Source organism: Limnoglobus roseus, from assembly GCF_008254045.1.
Taxonomy (GTDB): domain Bacteria; phylum Planctomycetota; class Planctomycetia; order Gemmatales; family Gemmataceae; genus Limnoglobus; species Limnoglobus roseus.
The window spans coordinates 2,459,923-2,479,717 of record NZ_CP042425.1; the positions used below are offsets into that span (position 1 = coordinate 2,459,923).

The 19,795-nt window shown below is 64.3% G+C and carries 17 protein-coding genes, 5 tRNA genes and 1 pseudogene; 19 read left to right on the forward strand and 4 right to left on the reverse strand.

Annotation, left to right across the window (positions count from 1 at the left end):
- The 8 genes and pseudogenes from hisI (at position 1) to tnpA (ending at position 6,802) form a co-directional block, all read left to right on the forward strand.
- Positions 1 to 372 (forward strand): phosphoribosyl-AMP cyclohydrolase, encoded by a 372-nt coding sequence (hisI, locus tag PX52LOC_RS10190; RefSeq protein ID WP_149109999.1) that lies wholly within the window; start codon positions 1 to 3, stop codon positions 370 to 372.
- Positions 373 to 486: 114 nt separating this feature from the next.
- Positions 487 to 951 (forward strand): 50S ribosomal protein L11, encoded by a 465-nt coding sequence (gene rplK / locus PX52LOC_RS10195; protein ID WP_149110000.1) that lies wholly within the window; start codon positions 487 to 489, stop codon positions 949 to 951.
- A gap of 74 nt (positions 952 to 1,025) precedes the next feature.
- Positions 1,026 to 1,928 carry a 50S ribosomal protein L1 gene (rplA, locus tag PX52LOC_RS10200; protein ID WP_149110001.1) on the forward strand — a complete coding sequence of 301 codons (903 nt, stop codon included), beginning with the start codon at positions 1,026 to 1,028 and terminating at the stop codon, positions 1,926 to 1,928.
- A gap of 18 nt (positions 1,929 to 1,946) precedes the next feature.
- A complete protein-coding gene (gene rplJ, locus PX52LOC_RS10205) occupies positions 1,947 to 2,507 on the forward strand; it encodes a 50S ribosomal protein L10 (protein ID WP_149110002.1) in 561 nt (186 codons plus the stop codon).
- A 165-nt stretch (positions 2,508 to 2,672) separates the two neighbouring features.
- Positions 2,673 to 3,062, forward strand: a complete 390-nt coding sequence (gene rplL, locus PX52LOC_RS10210) for a 50S ribosomal protein L7/L12 (protein ID WP_149110003.1) — start codon at positions 2,673 to 2,675, stop codon at positions 3,060 to 3,062.
- 146 nt (positions 3,063 to 3,208) lie between these two features.
- Positions 3,209 to 4,453: a multidrug effflux MFS transporter gene (locus PX52LOC_RS10215; RefSeq protein ID WP_149110004.1), complete on the forward strand. Its 1,245-nt coding sequence runs from the start codon at positions 3,209 to 3,211 to the stop codon at positions 4,451 to 4,453.
- 182 nt (positions 4,454 to 4,635) lie between these two features.
- Positions 4,636 to 5,964 carry a DUF1501 domain-containing protein gene (locus PX52LOC_RS10220; protein ID WP_149110005.1) on the forward strand — a complete coding sequence of 443 codons (1,329 nt, stop codon included), beginning with the start codon at positions 4,636 to 4,638 and terminating at the stop codon, positions 5,962 to 5,964.
- Between the two features lie 382 nt (positions 5,965 to 6,346).
- Positions 6,347 to 6,802 (forward strand): annotated as a pseudogene (gene tnpA / locus PX52LOC_RS42380) (IS200/IS605 family transposase).
- A gap of 125 nt (positions 6,803 to 6,927) precedes the next feature.
- Here tnpA and PX52LOC_RS10235 read toward each other — a convergent pair.
- The 3 genes from PX52LOC_RS10235 to PX52LOC_RS40370 form a co-directional block, all read right to left on the reverse strand.
- The gene (locus PX52LOC_RS10235) at positions 6,928 to 7,641 is read right to left on the reverse strand and encodes an undecaprenyl-diphosphate phosphatase (RefSeq protein WP_149110008.1); all 714 of its coding nucleotides are present in this window, start codon (positions 7,639 to 7,641) and stop codon (positions 6,928 to 6,930) included.
- Between the two features lie 51 nt (positions 7,642 to 7,692).
- Positions 7,693 to 9,339, reverse strand: a complete 1,647-nt coding sequence (locus tag PX52LOC_RS10240) for a serine/threonine protein kinase (RefSeq protein WP_168218907.1) — start codon at positions 9,337 to 9,339, stop codon at positions 7,693 to 7,695.
- Positions 9,340 to 9,440: 101 nt separating this feature from the next.
- Positions 9,441 to 9,887: a hypothetical protein gene (locus PX52LOC_RS40370; RefSeq protein ID WP_168218908.1), complete on the reverse strand. Its 447-nt coding sequence runs from the start codon at positions 9,885 to 9,887 to the stop codon at positions 9,441 to 9,443.
- A 296-nt stretch (positions 9,888 to 10,183) separates the two neighbouring features.
- On the opposite strand from PX52LOC_RS40370, the gene PX52LOC_RS10245 reads away from it, so the two are divergent.
- From PX52LOC_RS10245 to PX52LOC_RS10290, 10 genes are all read left to right on the forward strand, one after another.
- A tRNA-Thr gene (locus tag PX52LOC_RS10245) sits at positions 10,184 to 10,256 on the forward strand.
- 24 nt (positions 10,257 to 10,280) lie between these two features.
- Positions 10,281 to 10,363 (forward strand) — tRNA-Tyr (locus PX52LOC_RS10250).
- A gap of 113 nt (positions 10,364 to 10,476) precedes the next feature.
- Positions 10,477 to 10,548 (forward strand) — tRNA-Gly (locus PX52LOC_RS10255).
- A gap of 74 nt (positions 10,549 to 10,622) precedes the next feature.
- Positions 10,623 to 10,694: transfer RNA gene (locus PX52LOC_RS10260), tRNA-Thr, on the forward strand.
- Positions 10,695 to 10,840: 146 nt separating this feature from the next.
- On the forward strand, positions 10,841 to 12,082 hold the full coding sequence (gene tuf / locus PX52LOC_RS10265; RefSeq protein WP_149110010.1) for an elongation factor Tu: 1,242 nt from the start codon (positions 10,841 to 10,843) through the stop codon (positions 12,080 to 12,082).
- A gap of 116 nt (positions 12,083 to 12,198) precedes the next feature.
- Positions 12,199 to 12,271, forward strand: a tRNA-Trp gene (locus tag PX52LOC_RS10270).
- 138 nt (positions 12,272 to 12,409) lie between these two features.
- On the forward strand, positions 12,410 to 13,360 hold the full coding sequence (gene secE / locus PX52LOC_RS41925) for a preprotein translocase subunit SecE (RefSeq protein WP_218575321.1): 951 nt from the start codon (positions 12,410 to 12,412) through the stop codon (positions 13,358 to 13,360).
- A gap of 35 nt (positions 13,361 to 13,395) precedes the next feature.
- Positions 13,396 to 14,352, forward strand: a complete 957-nt coding sequence (locus PX52LOC_RS10280; protein ID WP_149110011.1) for a transcription termination/antitermination protein NusG — start codon at positions 13,396 to 13,398, stop codon at positions 14,350 to 14,352.
- Positions 14,353 to 14,830: 478 nt separating this feature from the next.
- Positions 14,831 to 15,829: a DUF1559 domain-containing protein gene (locus PX52LOC_RS10285; protein WP_149115463.1), complete on the forward strand. Its 999-nt coding sequence runs from the start codon at positions 14,831 to 14,833 to the stop codon at positions 15,827 to 15,829.
- Positions 15,819 to 16,046, forward strand: a complete 228-nt coding sequence (locus PX52LOC_RS10290) for a hypothetical protein (RefSeq protein ID WP_149110012.1) — start codon at positions 15,819 to 15,821, stop codon at positions 16,044 to 16,046. Before PX52LOC_RS10285 ends, PX52LOC_RS10290 begins: the two co-directional genes overlap by 11 nt.
- 60 nt (positions 16,047 to 16,106) lie before the next feature.
- On the opposite strand, the gene PX52LOC_RS10295 is transcribed toward PX52LOC_RS10290, so the two are convergent.
- Positions 16,107 to 17,336: a hypothetical protein gene (locus PX52LOC_RS10295; RefSeq protein WP_149110013.1), complete on the reverse strand. Its 1,230-nt coding sequence runs from the start codon at positions 17,334 to 17,336 to the stop codon at positions 16,107 to 16,109.
- Between the two features lie 227 nt (positions 17,337 to 17,563).
- Here PX52LOC_RS10295 and PX52LOC_RS10300 point away from each other — a divergent pair, with 227 nt between their 5' ends.
- Entirely contained in the window at positions 17,564 to 19,780 is a 2,217-nt protein-coding gene (locus PX52LOC_RS10300) for a DUF1549 and DUF1553 domain-containing protein (RefSeq protein ID WP_149110014.1), read from the forward strand.
- Positions 19,781 to 19,795: the final 15 nt, after the last annotated feature.

A 19,795-nucleotide genomic window follows, 5' to 3' on the forward strand; every position in this document is an offset into this window, starting at 1 on the left:
GTGTTGAACTTCGACAAGGTCGGCGGCCTGATCTCGGCCATCGCCCAGGACGCGGACACCGGCGAGGTACTGATGATCGCGTGGATGAACCGCGAGGCGTTCGACGAGACGGTTCGCACCAACCGGGCCGTCTACTTCAGCCGGAGCCGTAACAAGCTGTGGCGGAAGGGCGAAGAGAGCGGCAACGTGCAGGAGGTGAAGGGCATCTTCATCGACTGTGACGCCGACGCGGTGCTGCTGAAAGTGAAACAAATCGGCGGGGCGGCGTGCCACGAGGGGTACAAGTCCTGTTTCTTCCGCGAGCTGACCGGCGACGACCTCAAAGTGATCGGCGAACGGGTCTTCGACCCGAAGGCCGTGTACGGGAAGTGACGCCGAAACGGTATGAAATTCGCCCGGCGCTCTGGACGCGCACAGCTTTCTAACTAGATCAATCCGTCTGACTGCGCCGACAGCGCGGGTCCAGACACGCTTTCCAGGTGGATCATGGCGAAGACAGTCACCGCACAAGTGAAATTGCAGTGCCCGGGTGGCACGGCGACCCCGGCCCCGCCGGTCGGCCCGGCCCTCGGTGCCCACGGCGTCAACATCGGCCAGTTCGTGAAGCAATTCAACGACAAGACGGCCGGCCCGGACACGAAGGGCCTGATGCTGCCCGTGATCATCACGGTGTACTCGGACCGCAGCTTCGAGTTCAAAATCAAGTCGCCGCCGGCGGCCGTGCTCATCAAGCTCGCCGCGAAGATTCCGGCCGGCAAGAAGCAAGGCAAGGAAGTGATTCCGGCCACCGCGAAGAAGCAAGGCAAGTACACGAATCACACGCTGACGCAGGCCCAGGTCGCGGAAATCGCGAAGAAGAAGCTGAACGACCTGAACGCCCGCGACGTGGACCACGCCGCCCGCATCATCGCCGGGACCGCCCGCAGCATGGGCATCACGGTCACGGCCTGAGCCGGATAACCGGTACAGTTTGAACAACGTCCCCGGAAGGTCCGGGGATGATTTTTTTGAGTGCGAGAAGGATCATGGCCAAAGAAAACGCCGATACTCAGGCCGCGGGTCAACCGCAGGCCGAGGCGAAGGCCAGTCCGGTCGCCGAACCGAAGCCGACGGACGCCGCGACACCCGCGACGCCCCCGGCCAAGGACGGTGCCCCGACTGCTGCTTCGACCTCGGCAGCAGTCGATCCCAACCAGCCCAAGAAGAAGAAGTCCGCCGGGGTCTGCCCGCCGCGCGGCAAGAAGCTCAAGAAGGTCGTCGCGGCCAACGCCAAGAAGGCGAAGGACGCCGGCGTGCTCCCGCTCAAGGCGGCCGTCGCGCTGCTGAAGACGCTGAAGCGGTCGAAGTTCGACGAGACGATCGAGATTCACATCAACACCGGCATCGACCCGACGCAGGGCGATCAGATGGTCCGTGGGGCCGTGCCGCTCCCGAACGGGATTGGCAAGTCGGTCCGCGTGGCCGTGTTCTGCCAGGCCGACAAGCAAGCCATCGCGAAGGCGGCCGGGGCCGACGTGGTCGGTGCCGCCGACCTCGTCGAAAAGGTCCAGAAGGAAGGCTTCATGGACTTCGACGTGGCGATCACCACGCAAGACATGATGCCGCAGGTCGCCCGCCTCGGTAAGGTCCTCGGCCCACGCGGGCTGATGCCGACGCCGAAGGCCGGCACCGTGATCCCGGCGAACGCCGATATCGCCGCGGCGGTCAAGGAATTCAAGGCGGGTAAGGTCGAGTACCGCTCCGACAAGACCGCGCAGATTCACGCGGGCGTCGGCAAGATGAGCTTCGACGAGCCGAAGCTGATCGAGAACATTAACGTGTTCGTGGAGGCCGTTCGCGCGGCCAAGCCGAACGGGGTGAAGGGCAACTTCATCCAGGGCATCGTGCTGTCCGCGACCATGTGTCCGGGCATCCGAGTCTCGATGTAACCCCACCCGGAGACACCCATGAGCAAGAAGATCAAGGAACTGGAGCTGAACGCCCTCCGGGCGGCCTTCAAGGGCGTGGTGAACTACGTCCTCGTCGAGCCGACGAAGGTCGACGCGGCCACCGACTACGAATTCCGCAAGACGCTGCGCGGCAAGAAGATCACCGTGAAGATGGTGAAGAACTCCTTCGCCCGCAAGGTGCTGGCCGAGAACGGCGTGGCCGTCGAGGGCTTCGCCGGTACGTCGCTGCTCTGCTGGGGCAGCGACAGCGTGAAGGGCCTCGCCACCGCCGTCGAAGGGGCGATCAAGGACTCGAAGAAAGACCCGAAGGCCCCGGACAAGTACAAGGTCCGGGCGGGCGTCGCGGAAGGCCAACCGGCCCCGTTCGCCCTGATGAAAACCATGCCGACGCGCCTGGAGGCCATCGGCGAAGTCGTCGCGGCCCTCACCGGCCCCGGCTCCAGCCTCGTCTCGGCCCTCTCGGGGCCGGGGGCGTCGCTCGCCAGCATTCTCAAGACGATCGAGGAGAAGGCACCGGCCGAAGCTGCGGCTCCGGCCGAGGCTCCCCCGGCGGCTTAATGGCAGAGATCCGAGGTCAGAAGTCAGAGATCAGATTTGCTGACCTCTAATCTCTGGCTCCTGATCTCTTGCTCTACAAACTATTACGCTTCGCCGGGCTGCTTCACCCGGCAAACACCAACGCCGGGTGGCGACACCCGGCACTAACTTCGAAGGGAACTTCACATGAGCGCGATTGCAGAACTGGGCGACAAGCTCGCGGGCCTGACCATCAAGGACGCCGTCGAGTTGAAGAACTACCTCAAGGAAAAGCACGGCATCGAACCCGCCGCCGGCGGCGTGGCGATGGCGGCCGGCCCGGCTGCGGCGGCGGCAGCCCCCGCGGCGGAAGCCACGGAATTCAACGTGGTCCTCGAAGCCGGCTTCGACGCGGCCAAGAAGATCGGCATCATCAAGGTGGTGCGCGAACTGACCGGCCAAGGCCTGGCGGAAGCGAAGGCGACCGTCGAAGGCGCGCCGAAGAACATCAAGGACGGCGTCGACAAGAAGACGGCCGAAGACCTCAAGAAGAAGCTGGAAGAAGCCGGCGCGAAGGTCAGCGTCAAGCCTGCGTAACTTGCGATTCGACTCGCGAGCGGGCCGCCCGAAGGGGCGGCCCGTTTTCGTTTCCGGCGGCTGATTTCCCCCATCGCTGTTAGGCCCGCCCTCCCCAAACGCTATCCCTGATATTGCCTCTCACGACTCTCGCGAAGGACCGTCCCTTGTCGCACCGCTCGTACTGGTTCCTCGTCTCGCTGCTCGGTAGCCTCAGCGTCATCAGCCCGTTCGCCATCGACACGTACCTGCCCGCGTACCCGCAGATGGCCGCCGACCTCGGCGTGCAAACCGAGACCATCGCGCTGACGTTGTCGAGCTACTTCATCGGCCTCGCGCTCGGGCAGGTCTTCTACGGCCCGCTGCTCGACCGCTTCGGCCGCAAGAAGCCGTTGACCGTTGGGCTGACGCTGTTCGTCGTCGCGTCGCTCGGCTGTGCCGTCGCCCCGGACGTGTACACGCTGATCGCCCTGCGGTTCGTCCAGGCCCTCGGCGGGTGCGTCGCGCAAGTTGCGTCGATCACGATGGTCGGCGACTTCTTCCCGGTGAAGGACAAGGCCCGGATTCTGTCACGGCTGTTCCTGTTCATTGCCGCGTCGCCGCTGCTCGCGCCCAGCATCGGCAGCCTGATGATGCTGGCCGGCGGCTGGAAGCTCGTGTTTCTGTTCCTGGCCGTCGGCGGCTTCGCCATCTTGACGCTGGTTCGCCTGAAGTTGCCGGAAGGCCACCAGCCCGATCCGAGCATTTCCTTGCGGCCCGGCCCGATCGTGGCGGAATACTGGACGATCCTCCGGCACGCCCGGTTCATCACCTACACGATGGCCGGGGCGTTCTCGTTCGCCGGGCTGTTCACCTACGTCGCCGGCTCGCCGATCATCTTCCGCGACGGCTTCGGCCTCGGCGAAACGGCGTACAGCGTCATCTTCGCCGTCCTCGCCGTCGGCTTCATCGGCGGCAGTCAACTCAACGTGGTCCTCCTGAAGCGGTACGACAGCGAGACGCTGTTCTTCCGCTTCCTGATGCTGCAAGTCGCGGTCGGCCTCGTCTTCGTGACCGCGACTGTCGCCGGCGTGTGCGGGTTGGCCGAGACGCTGGTGTTGCTATTTTGCTTCCTGAGTTGTGTCGGTATCACGAACCCGAACGCCTCGGCCCTGGCCCTGTCGCCGTTCACGAAGAACGCCGGCAGCGCGTCGGCCCTGCTCGGCTTCTTCCAACTCGGCGTTGGGGCGTTGATCTCCACCGGTATCGGGGCCGCGAAGTCGAGCGACCGCTTCCCGATCATCGCGATCATGTCTGCAACCGCGGTCATCGGCCTGGCGATCCTGCTGATCGGCCGACGCCGTGCCCTCGCGAGCACGGCGGCCGAGCCAGAACTGACGGAGGACCGGGTGCCAGTCGCCGTAATGCACTGACGGTCATCGCTTTTAGAACTCAGAGCGGAAGCGACGGGGTGAGAGTCGTCCACCCCGTCGCTTCCGCTCTGGGTTCCAAAGTGAGTCAGTTCGTGCTTGCCGGGGTGGAGTCGGGTACGTTAAACTGTCGATACGAATACCCCCGCCGATGGCTTCCGCCATTCCACCCGCCGAGTGCCGACATGCTCACCGTTCTCGGTTCCCGTTCCCGGCTGTGCGACGGCCACTCCCGACGATCCTTCCTGCGAGTCGGCGCGCTCGGTGTCGGCGGCCTGACGCTGTCGTCGCTGATGAAGGCCGAAGCCGCGGCCGGCAAAAAGTCGCACAAGTCGGTCATCATGGTCTACCTGACCGGTGGCCTTGCCCACCAGGACACGTTTGACCTGAAGCCGAACGCCCCGACGGAAGTTCGCGGCGAGTTCAAGCCGATCAACACGAGCGCGCCCGGCGTGCAGTTCGGTGAGTTGCTGCCGAAGATGGCGAAGTGCGCCGACAAGATGATCGTGCTGCGGTCACTCGTCGGCCAGCGGGACGAACATAGCTCGTGGCAAAGTTACACCGGCACGGTGATGGACACGGCCAAGCGGGAACAGCGGCCGCACTTCGGCTCGGTCGTCGCCCGCATTCAGGGGCAGACGGACCCAGTCGTGCCGGCGTTCGTGGACCTGTCGCCGACGATGCAGCACAAGCCGTACAACACGCCCGGCCCCGCGATGCTCGGCCGAGGTGCCGCCCCGGTGAAGGTGGACGGCGACGAAGTCGCGGTGATGAAAAACTTGAGCGTGCCGGTGGACCACCTCGCCAGTCGGCAGGCCCTCCTGGCGACGATGGACCGTTTCAAGCAGCAGGCCGACCGCAGCACCGGCATCGCGGCCGACACCTTCCACGACCGGGCTTTCGAGGTGCTCACGTCGTCGAAGATCGTGGACGCCCTCGACGTGACGAAGGAGCCGACGGCCGTGCGGGAACGCTACGGCAAAGGATCGCCGAAACACCTGGGCGACGGCGCGCCGATGTGGAACGACCAACTGCTGATGGCCCGCCGGCTGGTGGAAGCGGGCAGCCGCGTGGTGACGCTCGGCTACGGCTTCTGGGACACGCACGGCAACAACTTCAAGCACCTGAAGCAGCACATGCCGCTGTTCGACACCGGCATCTCGGCCCTCATCGAAGACATCTACGCGCGGGGCTTGGACCAGGACGTGACGGTGTGCGTGTGGGGCGAGTTCGGCCGCACGCCGAAGATCAACAAGGACGCCGGCCGCGACCACTGGGCACGGGTGAACGGCGCGATCCTAGCCGGCGGCGGCATGAAGGTCGGCCAGGTGATCGGCAGCACCGACGCGATTGCCGGCGAGGCGAAGAACGACCCGATCCCGTACCCGAACGTGCTGGCCACGGTGTACCGCAACCTCGGCCTCGACCCGCACGGCATGGTGTACGACGTGTCGAACCGCCCCAACCCGATCCTGCCGAGCAGTGTGCAGACGATCGATCGGGTGTGGGGGTAAGTGCCAATGGGCAGCCCGATGGCGACAAACGCCGAACCGGAACCGATGCGCCAATGGGGGCTTGCGATCGCGGCCGCTGATTGTTTGGTCGGCGGTGCTGTCCTGGTTGTCGTTGCCGCCGTGATGGCCTGGCAGGGTTGGTCGTTGTTGCCCATCGGCGTTCTGTCATTTGTCGGGATAGTCATGCTCCGAGACGGACCTCGGATGTTGGGGCTTCGGCGACACGACAAAGTCTCATCCGCACCGACTCGGATCAACGAGTCTTCGGCCTGAAATGCCGGTTCTGTCAGCCCAGGTCGGAGTCGCGAAGCGACGGAGGCCTGGGTTACGACCGCCACCACCGCAATCGGCCCTGAAAGGGCCGTTCATTCGAAACACACCGATGGCCCAATCCCTCGCGAAGATCTACGTCCACGCCGTCTTCTCCACGCACAACCGCCAACCGCTCATCGCCGACCCGTGGCGGGAAGAATTGTTCCAACTCCTCAGCGGAGCAGCCAACAACGCGGGCTGTCAGGCGCTCATCGTCGGCGGGGTGGCAGACCACGTTCATCTGTTGTTCTAACTCGGCCGGACCATCACCATCGCGGACGCGGTCGGGACGATCAAGTCGTCCTCGTCGGCGTGGGTGAACCAGATGAAATGTCCGAAGGGCGACTTCCACTGGCAGGCGGGATACGGGGCATTCTCGGTCAGCCAGTCGAATGTGGACGCGGTTCGCGCGTACATTCTTGGGCAGCCCGAGCACCATGCGAAGCAGACGTACCAGGAGGATGAGTTTCGCGAGTGGTTGCGGCGATACGAGATCGAATGGGACGAGCGATATGTGTGGGACTGAATGAGCCGCCCTTTCAGGGCTGGTGGTGGGTGGTGGTCGTACCCAGGCCTCCGTCGCTTCGCGACTCCGACCTGGGCTGACAGAACCGGCACTTCAGGCCGGAAAACAGGAACGTCCTGTGGGCGTTATGCCAGCACTAGCATGGCCACGCCGCCGACGGCGAGGCCGGCGGCGAGGCCGAGCCACATCGTCAGGTAGCCCTTCGTCCACTGGTCGAGGCGCAGGAAGCCGTAGATCGCGGCCAGGAACGCGAACAGAATCGCGCCACCACGGAAGGCGTCGGTCACGCGCTCCGTCGAGCGGAGTTGCTGCACCTGGTCCTCGGTTAGCTCCAGGTCGATTTCCACCCAGTAGACGTTCGGGTTCAGGCCGTTGGCCTTGATAGCGGTCTTCTCCTCATCCGTTGGCGGGACGGGCCGTACCTCGCCCTTCACGTACTCTGTCTTCATCTTCACCAGCCACGGGCGGGCGTGGATCGGCGGGTCGAGTTGGTCCAGTTGTTTCATCAACTCGGTGCGGGCCACGGTCAGCGCGTCGGTCAGCGCGGCCTCCTTGCTCGTGTGTGGCTTGCTGCTGCGGATGGCCGGCAGGCGGACCGCCGGCTGAAGGCCGACCGTGCGGGCGGCGGCGATCTTTTCCCGCAACACCGGCGGGCCGACGACCGATTCGGGATCGACCGCCTTCCCGTCTTCGCCAACAGCCTTCGGCGACGGGGCTTGCTCATTCGCCACCGGCTTTGGCTTCGCCGGCCGCGGCTTGGCGTGGCAACCCGTCAAGCCGAACGCGAGACACGCGAGCGCGAGGCAGCCCAGAACGCGAGCAGTTCGATTCGGAAACATGACGGCCACCTCTTTCATCGGACTCCTGAACCCCTGACTCCTGATCCCTGATTATCGCGTTCGCCACTTCAGTTTCTTCGGCAGCGGCGGGGGCGGCGCGACCCACGGGCTGACCCACTGCACGGCAATCGTGCCGAGGACCAACGGAATGAGGGCGAATTCCACGTTCGCGGAGTGCCACGGCCAGAGGAACGACAGCACCAGGCCCCAGAAGGCGGCCACGAACGGCGGGAACAGGCTGAACCGCTCCTTGCGGTCGCGGGCGGCCATCCGCCACCACCGGGCCGCGCCGAAGACGCACGCGAAGTAGAGGGCGTAGCCCGACACCATCGGCACCGAGCGGGCCGGCAGGTTCACCCAGCCGAAGAGGTACGAGTTCGTCGTCGGCGATTCGTCGTACCCGCTGTCTAGCGACGGACCGATCCAGCCTTCCAGCCAGAAGGCGAACAGGCCGATGACGAGGCCGAGCGACGCGAACCGCAGGCGGCGGCCCCAGGTGTCGCCCTTCTTGTACCTCGCGCCGCCGGACGCCAAGAGCATCGCCCACGTCACGGCGAGCGAGATGAGGCCCATCCGGCCGATGGTCGCCCAGTCGGCGGTGCGGGTGACGGCCATCCACGGGATGATGCCGACGGCCACCACCAGCGGCGCTTGCAACAGCGAGCCTAGTAAGTCGGTCAGCCGATCGCGGAATGTGCCGCCGCGCGAGGGCGTCTCGGTGCTGATCGGCAGTGCCAGCGGAATCGACTTCGGCGGGGCGGGGGGTGCGATCGGTTGGGCCACGGGAACCGCCTTCGGAAGCAGGGTCGCGACCGGCACGGCCTCGGGGGGCTTCTCGGCCGGCGTGGGGGGGGCGATCAGTTCGGGGTGAACCGACTTCGCCATCGGCGGGGCCGGCGTCACCGGCTGCGTCGGGTACGCGGCGTCCACGGCCTTCGCCATCTCGGTCATCGTCGCGTACCGCTTCTGCGGGTTCTTGTCGAGCGCCTTCAAGATCACCGCCTTGAACGGCTCCGGCACGCCGGTCAGGTCGGGCGTGGCCGTCAGGTGCTTCATCAGGATTTCGCCATCGCTCTCGCCGTCGAACGGCAGCTTGCCGGTGAGCATCTCGTGGAGCATCACCCCACAGGCGTAGATGTCGATCGACTTCGTGTAGTTGCCGCTCGAAATCTCCGGGGCCATGAAGTGGACCGTGCCGACGGTCCGCGTCTGCTGCTTGTTCGTCAGGCTCATCGCCTTGCACAGACCGTAGTCGCCGACCTTCAGGCTGCCGTGTTCGAGGAAGATGTTCGCCGGCTTCAAGTCGCGGTGGACGACGCCGTGATCATGCAGGTACGCGACGGCCCGCGCCAGGCTCTGAAACCACTCGACGGCGAGGTTCACCGGCAGGCCGTTCGGGTGGCGGTCGATGACCTGCGCCATGCTCTCGCCGAGGACGTACTCCATGACGAGCCACTTGTCGCCGTGGGAGTCTTCCTTCAGGTCGTAGATGTGAACGAGGTTCGGGTGCTTGAGATTCAAGCAATTCGCGACGCCGCGCATCTCGACGTCGGAGCCGCCGCGGAGGAGCTTGAGGGCGACTTCCTTGCCGGAATCGCTGACGGCGAAATAGACTTCGCCGAACCCGCCCTTGCCGACGCCGCGCTTCACGGTGTACCCGGCGAGCGGGCGTTCGCCTGTTCGGTAGGTGAACCGCATCGGTGGCCTCGGGAAACGAAGAGACATCAGTGTCTGTCGTTGTAGTATTCGCGAACGCGGGCGGGGGATTTGAAAAATGGGAAGAAACGGCACCTCAGGAATCAGACGTTTTGAATTGGGGCGGGCGGGAAGAGGCGATCGTAGGTTCGAGAAGCGACAACGAGAGCAATTACGAACGCGATGAGCTGACACCCGCAAAAGGCCATGCCTGCCCACCATAGGAGGATCATCGCGTCGCCAAAGCCTTCATATGCTTCTGTGGCGACCGGAAGTGTTGAGGCGTACCATCGTAGAATCCCGTAGCAGACCAAGCCGCTCCCAGAGAAAGTCACAGCGTACATGCCGACAAACGTCAGCAAGACCTTGACGCACTTCCGACTCGGAAGCAGCCGAATGAAGCCATTCCAAATTTGTCGTCCAATCGCCCGACACCGCGGGCCGAAGGCCAAGCTGCGGGTGTCGCGGAGCAGCATCGCAATTCCAGCGACTACGAACAGCACTCCCCCTGCAAGAAGAAACGACATGCCGTTTTCGGTCGTGGCAACCATAGGAACGCCTCGGATTCTTTGTGATGCAAAGTTATCGGAGGCCAGTGGGCCTGTCCAGTCGATACTTTCTGTGTCAAGGGCGAGCATCGCGGTGTAAGCGCGCCGTGGTCTTCACTCGGGGAGACACGGCGCGCTTACACCGCGACGCTCGCCAACACGCGAACCCACGCCGCTTCACGCTGTCCATTTCCCATCGGTACGGCGGTTCGTATGATGCCCGAGATGGTGGGCCGACGCGAATTGCCCTTGCTGACGGGGGCCGGCCGCCCTACTTTGACTCTCCGGCGGTTCATTCCGCCAGCTTAGCTCAGCTGGTAGAGCAACGGTTTTGTAAACCGTAGGTCGTGGGTTCAAGTCCCACAGCTGGCTCTGGCCAAAGGGCAGACGATTCACGGGTAGGTGGCAGAGCGGTCAATTGCACCAGACTGTAAATCTGGCCTCTTCGGAGTTCGGGGGTTCAAATCCCTCCCTACCCACTGTCGGGCAAATGCGGAATTCGGAACGCGGAATTCGGAATTGAAACCAAGACCTCAACGGACGTTTTTGTTTTTATTCCGCATTCCGAACTCCACATTCCGCATTTCAAACTGCGGGTGTAGCTCAGCGGTAGAGCTCTTGCCTTCCAAGCAAGATGTCGTGGGTTCAAATCCCATCGCCCGCTCTGGCCGAACGGCCTAGCCCCTCGTATCACTCTCAGAGCCGATAAAATCGGCCGAGGGAGTTTATCCCCTATTTGCTGCTGTAGCTCAGTGGTAGAGCACCTCATTGGTAATGAGGAGGTCATGGGTTCAAGTCCCATCAGCAGCTTTCGGCTGAGAAGGGTTGTCGAAGGCTTGACGGCGTACGATTAACAACCATTCGAACGGCGGGTAGCGGTTGCCGCGTGGGGCGGTGGCCAACGACTGACAACAGGACGACCTACCTCCACGGGTCATCTACTTCGGAGAATTGCGATGGCGAAGGGTGTATTCGAGCGGACCAAGCCGCACGTGAACGTCGGCACGATCGGCCACATTGACCACGGCAAGACGACGACCACGGCCGCGATTCTCGCCCGCCAAGGGCACAAGAAGCTGGCCGCCATCAAGAGCTACTCGGACATCGCCAAGGGCGGGACCGTCCGCGACGCGAACAAGACCGTGACGATCGCCGTCTCGCACGTCGAGTACGAAACGCCGAACCGGCACTACGCCCACATCGACTGCCCCGGCCACGCCGACTTCATCAAGAACATGATCACGGGCGCGGCCCAGATGGACGGGGCGATCCTCGTCGTCGCCGCCAACGACGGTCCGATGCCGCAAACGCGGGAGCACGTGCTCCTCGCCCGCCAGGTCGGCGTGCCGAAGATCGTGGTGTACCTCAACAAGTGTGACACCGTCGACGACCCGGAACTGCTCGAACTCGTCGAACTCGAAGTTCGCGAACTGCTGAAGAAGTACGACTTCCCCGGCGACGAAACGCCGATCATCCGCGGCCAGTCGAAGGACGCCCTGGAAAATCCGAGCAACGACAGCGGCCCCGGCTCGAAGTCGATCGACCAACTGATGGAGGCTCTGGACAGCTACATCCCGGTGCCGGTCCGCGAAGAGGACAAGCCGTTCCTGATGGCCGTCGAAGACGTGTTCTCGATCAAGGGCCGGGGCACGGTGGCCACGGGCCGCGTCGAACGCGGTAAGGGCAAGGTCGGCGACGAAGTCGAGATCATCGGCCTCCGCAAGGACAACGTCAAGACGACCATCACCGGCGTCGAAATGTTCCAGAAGACCCTGGACTTCGCGATGGCCGGCGACAACGTCGGCGTGCTGCTCCGCGGTATCGACCGCGACGGCATCGAACGCGGTCAGGTCATCGCCAAGCCGAACAGCATCACCCCGCACACGAACTTCGAAGCCAACATCTACGTGTTGTCGAAGGAAGAAGGCGGTCGCCACACGCCGTTCTTCAGCGGGTACAAGCCGCAGTTCTACTTCCGCACGACGGACGTGACCGGCTCGATCACCCTGCCGGCGGGCGTCGAAATGTGCATGCCCGGCGACAACGTCAAGGTGACGGTCAACCTGATGGACGGCATGCCGGTCGCCATGGACGAAGGCCTCCGCTTCGCCATCCGCGAAGGTGGCCGGACCGTCGGTTCGGGCGTCGTGACGAAGATCCTCGCCGACACGGTGGCCGCCCCGGCGGCGAAGAAGTAGTAGCGAGTTGTGAGTGACGAGTTGCGGGCGAAGAGGTGGCGAGAAGAAGATGGTGAGGCGTCCCATCCATTGGGGTGCCGGGTTTTCTCTCGCTATTCGTTGCTCGCAACTGCCACAGGTGCGTAGCTCAATTGGCAGAGCAGCGGTCTCCAAAACCGCAGGTTGAAGGTTCGATTCCTTCCGCACCTGCTTCCCAAGACTACGCCCGACCCCGTGTTCGCCGGAACGCGGGGTTTTGCTTACAATATCGGCCGACAGAGCGGCGGGCAGCGAGAGAGCCGTTGCCCGTGACCCGTTGACTGCCCCAGGACGGACCAAAGGACGGACATGGCCACCACTGCCATTCAACCACTCCCGACCCAGACGCCCCCGGCGAACGAAACCACCCGCCTGCTCGTGGGCAGTGTCATCGGGGCCGCGTTCATCTTGGGCGGCATCGTCGTGGCCGGGTCCGTCGTGCCGAAGCTCTTCCAGGGCGTGACCCTCGGCAACACGTTCGTCACGGCGTTCATCAAGATTCTCGCGCAGGTCGCCGTGGTCGGCGGGTTGGCGTTCCTCGGCGGCAAGATGGCCGGGGCGAACCCGCCCAGGGGCCTCCGCGGTGGTATCTTCCTGGTGATTTCGGTCGTCATCGCGTTCTTCTTCCTCGTGCGGGCCGTCGCCCTGAACTTCGGCGACATCCCCGGGGCCGTGGTGGCCGCCGGGTTGGGGGCCTTGGGCGTTCGCTTTCTGGCGTCCAAGCGTGGCACCGACACGATGAACACCATCGAAGAACAAGGGTGGCTCCACACCACCGCCTACAAGCGCACGCAAGGCCGCCGGATGCGGCAGTACACGATGATCGGCATCCTGCTCGTCGGCCTCAGCGGCGTCTGGTCGATGATGCACCGCGACGTGCTGTCGACCGGCGACCTCGTCTACGCCATGCCGTTCGGCCTGCCGAGCCTGACCGCCATGACCGACGCGCAGTTCTCCGTGCCACTGGTGCTCGCACTCGCGACGCTGTGGCTGGCGTGGCGGGCCATCAACATCCCGACCTTCGCCGACTTCCTGATCGCCACCGAAGCCGAGATGAACAAGGTGTCGTGGTCGTCGCGCAAGCGGCTGGTCCAAGACACCATCGTCGTGCTCATCACGACGCTCCTGTTGACCCTGTTCCTGCTCGTCATCGACCTGTTCTGGGGCTGGTTCCTCTCGGACCTCCTGCACATTCTGCCGAAGGCCGACCCGAACAAGGCGAAGCAGTCTGACGAAACCGGGCTGAAGCAGCCGTGGTAATCGATGCCCGCGGCGGAACATTCCACGAGTGACCAATGACCACCGAAGACGTTAGCCCGACGCCCACCGCCGAAGTGGTTCCCCCTTCCGCCGAACCGGAACGCACGGCGGACGTTGTCCCGGCCGAAGTTGCCCCGGAATCCGTCGCCGAAGCCCCCGAACACCCCACCCCTATCGCAGATGAGCCGGCCCCGACGCCGCAACCTCTGGCGGCCGTGCCGCTGACGGCTGACGACTCCCCGACCGAACACGCCCCGAAGAAGGTGAAGAAGCCGAAGGCGGCCGTCGCCTCGGCCGCGGAGGCGGTCGTCGAAGACGCAGCCCCGACCCCCGAACCCACGTCGGCGGCCCCGGTTGCACCGGAAGCGGAGAATAAGAAGAAGTGGTACGTGGTGAAGGTGGCCAGCGGCCAGGAAGACTCGATCAAGGCCCGTCTGGAGCGGAACATCAAGATCGAAGGGCTGGAGCCGTTCATCAGCCAGATCGTGATCCCCGTCGAGCGCGTCACCGAAATCAAGAAGACGACGAAGAAGAACGAAGACGGCGAAAAGGTGACGAAGGAAAAGCGGGTCATCAAGGAAAAGAAGAAGTACCCCGGCTACCTGATGGCCGAGGTCGAGTTCAACGACCAGGTGCAGTACCTCTTCCGCGAAACGCCCGGCGTCGGTGACTTCGTCGGTGGCGGCCCGAACAAGCCGCCCGCCCCGATGACCGACTACGAAGTCCAGCGGATGCTCGGCAACGAGGTGTCTGCGAAGGACGCCCCGAACATGAAGGGCAGTCCGAAGAAGATCAAGGTGAAGATCGACCTGGAACGCGGCGACAAGGTCCGTCTCCGCGACGGTGCGTTCGCCGGCACCGAGGGTGAAGTGCTGGAAATCGCCGAGGCGAAGGACGAATCGGAAACGCCGAAGATCACGGTGAAGGTCCAGTTCTGGGGCCGCGATGTGAAGATCGACAACCTCGAATTCTGGCAAGTTGATAAGGTCTAGTCGGCCGTCGAACGCTTCCTCTGAAATCAACGGCGAGGGTCGCGGCGCAAGCGTGACCCTCGCCGTTGATGTTTTACCGCACTTCCCGCCAAACGCGATCCAGAATGCCTTCCAGCGCCGCGTCGGCTTTCTCCGGCGGTTCCACGCCACTCGTGAACACTGCGCGACATCATCTACACGGTGACGGTCATCAGCTGGGAACGCCTCCCAGGCCCTTCCCATTGAGAGGGTGGGAGTCGAATACGCTCCCGGTACGTCACTTCGTCGTACCAAGTTCCGCCCGCAAAAATATTCGCGCCACCATCGCATCCCCTTGCCATCGGCTCAGCAAAGATTAAAACAACTCTATCTTATCGAGATTAAGTCTCAATAAGATCCGCCGAGTCTGCTCCGCTTCCGCCGCAACGTGCTATCCTCGCACGATTTGCTCGCACGCAACGCAACTCACATCTGTTCCACTTTTTGAGGAGACGCTCTCGTGAGCCGTCGTCGTTCTGCGTTTACCTTGATTGAACTGCTGGTCGTCATTGCGATTATCGCAATTTTGATCGGCCTGCTCCTGCCCGCCGTGCAAAAGGTCCGCGAGGCCGTGGCGCGGATCAAGTGTACCAACAACTTAAAGCAAATCGGCCTCGCCATGCACAACTTCCACGACCAGTTCAACGCGCTACCGCACTTTTTCAAGTTCAGCCCGCCGCCCGCCACTACCGGCGCGTGCCCCGCAAAGCGGAACCCGTTCATGCTCCTGCTGCCGTTCCTCGAACAGCCGAGCTACGAGACCAACACCGAGATCCGCACAAAGTCGATCGCGGCCTACCTTTGCCCGTCCGACCGTCCGCCGGACGGCGCGGCAGCGACCTACATGTCGTACGGCATCAACTCCGGGACGCAGAACTACGGGTGGGCCGCGAACTGCGCCCGAAACGACCCGGCCGCTTACTATTGCGTGTACTACCCCAAGGATCGGCAGTACTTCGACGGCATCTTTGACTTCGCGGCATCCTGCACCTCCGGCGGCGGCGGGCAGGTGGTGTCCTTGATGAGCATCACCGACGGCACGTCGAACACGCTGGCCTTCGGCGAACGGTGGGGCGTGATCCGGGACGAGTTCACCGGGGCACCGACGGCGCACCTCTCCCCGCCGACGTGGGTGGACACCTACCAGACGCTGCCCACGCTGGCCGGCAACAAGTTGAACACGCACGTCACCAACAGCAGTGCCGGCACCTCGATGTTCTGGGGGAGTTACTTCCACGCCTTCCGTTCCAACCACACCGGCGGGTGCAATTTCACGATGGCCGACGGGTCGGTGCGGTTCATTACCGACCGGATCAACGGCGACGCCACGCCCGGAAACCAGTACCCGGTCGGGACGGCGGCCCCCAGCCAGGGGCCGGTCAACACCAACGCATCCGGGCCGATGTTCCGCGCCCTGGCCACGCGGAACGGCGGGGAGGTACTCAATAATGACAACTGAATCCTGGCCGCTCTGGCAAAAAGTGGCGGCCGTCGCCGTCGTGCTGGGGGTGAGTGCCGGCGGCCTTTGGCTGGTCGTGAGTGCCCTGTTCCCCCCGCGACCTGCGCCGATGACGGCCGAGGAATTCCAGAGCGCATTCCGTAAGGCCGATGCCGAGGACCGCGAGAACTGGGAGAAGATGTGGAGGGCGGCCGGGAAGACGCCGCCGCCGGAGTGACCTACGGCGTGCGGAGGGATCGCCCTCCGCACGCGCGTTTGCAAAACCGTGCGTGGGCCGTTATCGACCGCGGTTCGCGTACCACGCCTTCAACTCTTGAAACTCCGGCGAGCGGGCGAACGGCTTGCTCTCCGGGCTTTGAACGATCGCCGGAAAGTTCAGGGTGACTTGCCGTTTCTCGGCGATCGCCTTGAACCACTTTAGCGCCGCCGGGTGGTCGCGCTCGCCGATGGCGACCGCGATCCGCGCCCAGTAGGCTTCCGTCAGCGTCGGCTCCTCCCGAATCGCCCGTTCGGCTGCTGTCCGGGCTTCGGCAAACCTGCCCGTCTCGGCCAACACGGTCGCCCGAATCGCGTCGACGCACGGGTCGCCGCCGACGGTCTTTTCGATGGCGGCGAGTGCCTTCAGCGATTGCTTGTGCTGCCGCGTCAGCAGGTAGAGGTCGAGCGAAATCAGGTCGAGGTTGGGGTCGTCCGGGTGAGCCTGTTGGTACGCCTCGATCTCGCGGACGTGGGCCTCGTCACTGATGGCGAGGGCCGCTCCGAGGGCGATCAGTTGCGTGTCCTTGTCCTTGCGGAGCACGTCCGGCAGTCTTCGGTAGACAACCATCGCCTCGCCGGCCTTCCCCTCGCGGACCTTCGCGTGGAAGTCGACGAGTTCCTTGGCGTGCTTTTCCATGAGCTGGATTCGCTCGGACCGGGTTCCCCGCTGGCCCGCGGTCAAACTGTCGATGGTCAGCCGCCGCATCGTCTTGCCGAGCGTCTCCCCCATCGTCATAACGCCCACGTCTTCCAGCACGACCTGCCCGGTCGCCGTGCGGGCGAGCAAGATGTCGTGGTAGTTCAGTCCGCCCTTGCCGTTCAGGATGCGGAAGAACACCCGCGGCCGCCCGTCGACCGTGTGAACGCGGACGAGTTTGTACGACCCGTCACCGGCGATCAAGCCTCCGATTTCGTTGGTGAACCGCCGGACGAAGGCGGTGCGCAGGTCCGGCGAGAGGCGCGACGTGTCCATGTCGCTCACCGCCCGGTTGTACAGGGCTTCCATCGGGGCCAGGCGATCGAGCGCGGCCTTGTCCCGGCCCGCGGCCGCGGCTTCCAGTTGCAGGCCGAACTGCATGGCCTCCTGTTCGTCCACCGGCGGCCCGACGTTCTCCAGGGCGGGCGGCGGCGAGTCGGCGGCCGGCAGCAGCGACGGCTTCTTCACGATCACGCTCACGGCCGCGATGATGACGACCGTGGACCCACACAGAATGCAACTCAGAACGATCCAAACGATCCAGCGGATCATGCTACTCCCCGATTCACGGTTTCGAAGGACAACTTTAGTTCGAGACCGTCAGCCGTGCCGGGCAATTCGCGCGAAATCGACCTTTGAGGGGGTGGCGGTGAGTCGGGCCGATGATTGGATTTCCGCGGCCGCCGAACCCGGCTCGTCGTTTTTCTCTTGAAATCACCCCTCGGCGTGAGACGATACTACTACCGCCGCCGGTCCCGCCTCCTCCCGTGCTCTTCGCCATGCCGATCCGACTCGCACTCGCTCTGTTCGCGTTCACGCTTCCCGCGGCCGCCGCCGAGCCGCCACCCTCGTTCGCGCACGACGTGTCGGCCGTTCTCAGCCGGGCCGGGTGCAACATGGGGGCGTGCCACGGCAACCTCAACGGCAAGGGCGGCCTCAAGCTCTCGCTCCGCGGCGAAGATCCCGCGTTCGACTTCGCCGCCCTCACCCGTGGGGCGATGGGCCGCCGCGTGGACACCGCCTCGCCGGGCGAGAGCTTGCTGCTCAAGAAGGCCGTCGGCAGCGTGCCGCACGAGGGGGGCGTTCGCTTCCCGCCGGCGAGCGAAGAGTACGCGATCCTGCGGAAGTGGGTCGCTGCCGGTTGCCCGACGGACACCGACACCGCGGCGAAGTTGGCGAAACTCATCGTGACGCCGACGCAACAGATTCTTCGCGGTTCGCAGACCTCGTTCCAGTTTTCTGCGACGGCCCACTTCGCCGACGGCTCGACCCGCGATGTGACCACCCTCGTGGCCATCGAGACGACCACCCTCGGCGTCGTGAAGGTGTTGCCGAGCGGCGAGGTGCAAAAGGAGCAGGACGGCGAGACGGTCATCCTCGTCCGCTACCTCGGCCAACAAGTGCCGGTGCGGGTCGCATTCATTCCCGATTCGCCGGTGCCGGACGTGTCGGTGTTGAAATCGAACAATCGCATCGACGCCCTCGTCGCGAAGCAACTGTTGGAACTGCGCATCCCGCCGTCGGGGTTGTGTGCGGACGAAGTCTTCATCCGCCGGGCGTCCCTCGACGCCTGCGGTACGCTGCCGACAGCCGACGCCGTGCGGAAATTCCTCGCGGACAAGTCGCCGAACAAGCGTGAGAAGCTGATCGACGCGCTGCTCGCCCGGCCGGAGTTCGCTGAATACTGGGCGATGAAGTGGTCAGACCTGCTACGGAACGAGGAGAAGTCGCTCGACAAGAAGGGCGTGCAGGTCTACCACCGCTGGATCAAGGATTGGTTCGCCGCCGACCGGCCGCTGAACGAATTCGCACGCGAAATCCTGTCCGCCCGCGGCAGTACCTACGAGAACCCGCCGACGAACTTTTACCGGGCCGTCCGCGACCCGCAAGCACGGGCGGAGGCCGTTGCGCAAGTCTTCCTCGGCGTGCGGGTCAGCTGCGCGAAGTGCCACAACCACCCGTTCGACCGCTGGACGCAGGACGACTACCACCGCTTCGCCGCGTTCTTCCCGCGGGTGCAGTACCGCCTTCTGAACAACAGCCGCAAGGACGACCTCGACAAGCACGAGTTTATCGGCGAGCAAGTCGTCTTCACTGCTCGCAGCGGCGAGACGACCCTGCCGCGAACCGGCGGCGTGGCCGTGCCGAAGACGCTCGGTGATGACCGCTCGCCGAAGGACGACGACGACCGCCTCGGGATGCTCGCGGAGTGGATCGCGGCCCCGGACAACCCGTTCTTCGCGAAGGCGCAGGCGAACCGCGTCTGGTTCCACCTCCTCGGCCGCGGCCTCGTGGAGCCGGACGACGACTTCAAGGTGGCGAACCCGCCCTCGAACGCGGAACTGCTCGACCACCTCGCGGCTGCGTTCAAGGCCGGTGGCTTCCGGCTCAAACCGTTCGTGAAGACGATTCTGCTCTCGCGGACGTACCAACTTTCGAGCAGCACCAACGACCGCAACTCGACCGATAGCACGCATTTTTCGCACGCCTTGATCCAACCGCTCGAAGCCGAGCAACTGCTCGACGGCGTGAGCCGCGTCTTCGGCGTCAACCCTCAATTCGCCGGCTACCCCAGCGGGATGCGGGCCGGGGCCGTGCCGGCGATGTCGCAGGCCGGCACGGGCGGCCGTCGCGGGGCGGCGTCGATGAGCGAGCGATTCCTCCGCGTCTTCGGCAAGCCGGAGCGCCTGCTGACGTGCGACTGCGAGCGGAGCGAGGAGGCCGGGCTGTTGCAGGCGTTCCAGATGATTAATGGCGAGCAGATTAACGCCATGCTCCGCCGCGACGACAACCGCATCGGCAAACTGCTCGACCAGAAACTGACCGACGAGGAGGTGTTGGACGAACTCTACCTCGCGGCCCTGAGCCGCTTCCCGACGGAGTTGGAGAAGAGTAAACTGCTCGACTACGTGCAATCGAAAAAGGACCGCCGCACCGGGTGGGAAGACGTGACCTGGGGACTGGTGAACGCGAAGGAGTTCTTGTTGCGGCGGTGATCGAGCGGGGAGAGC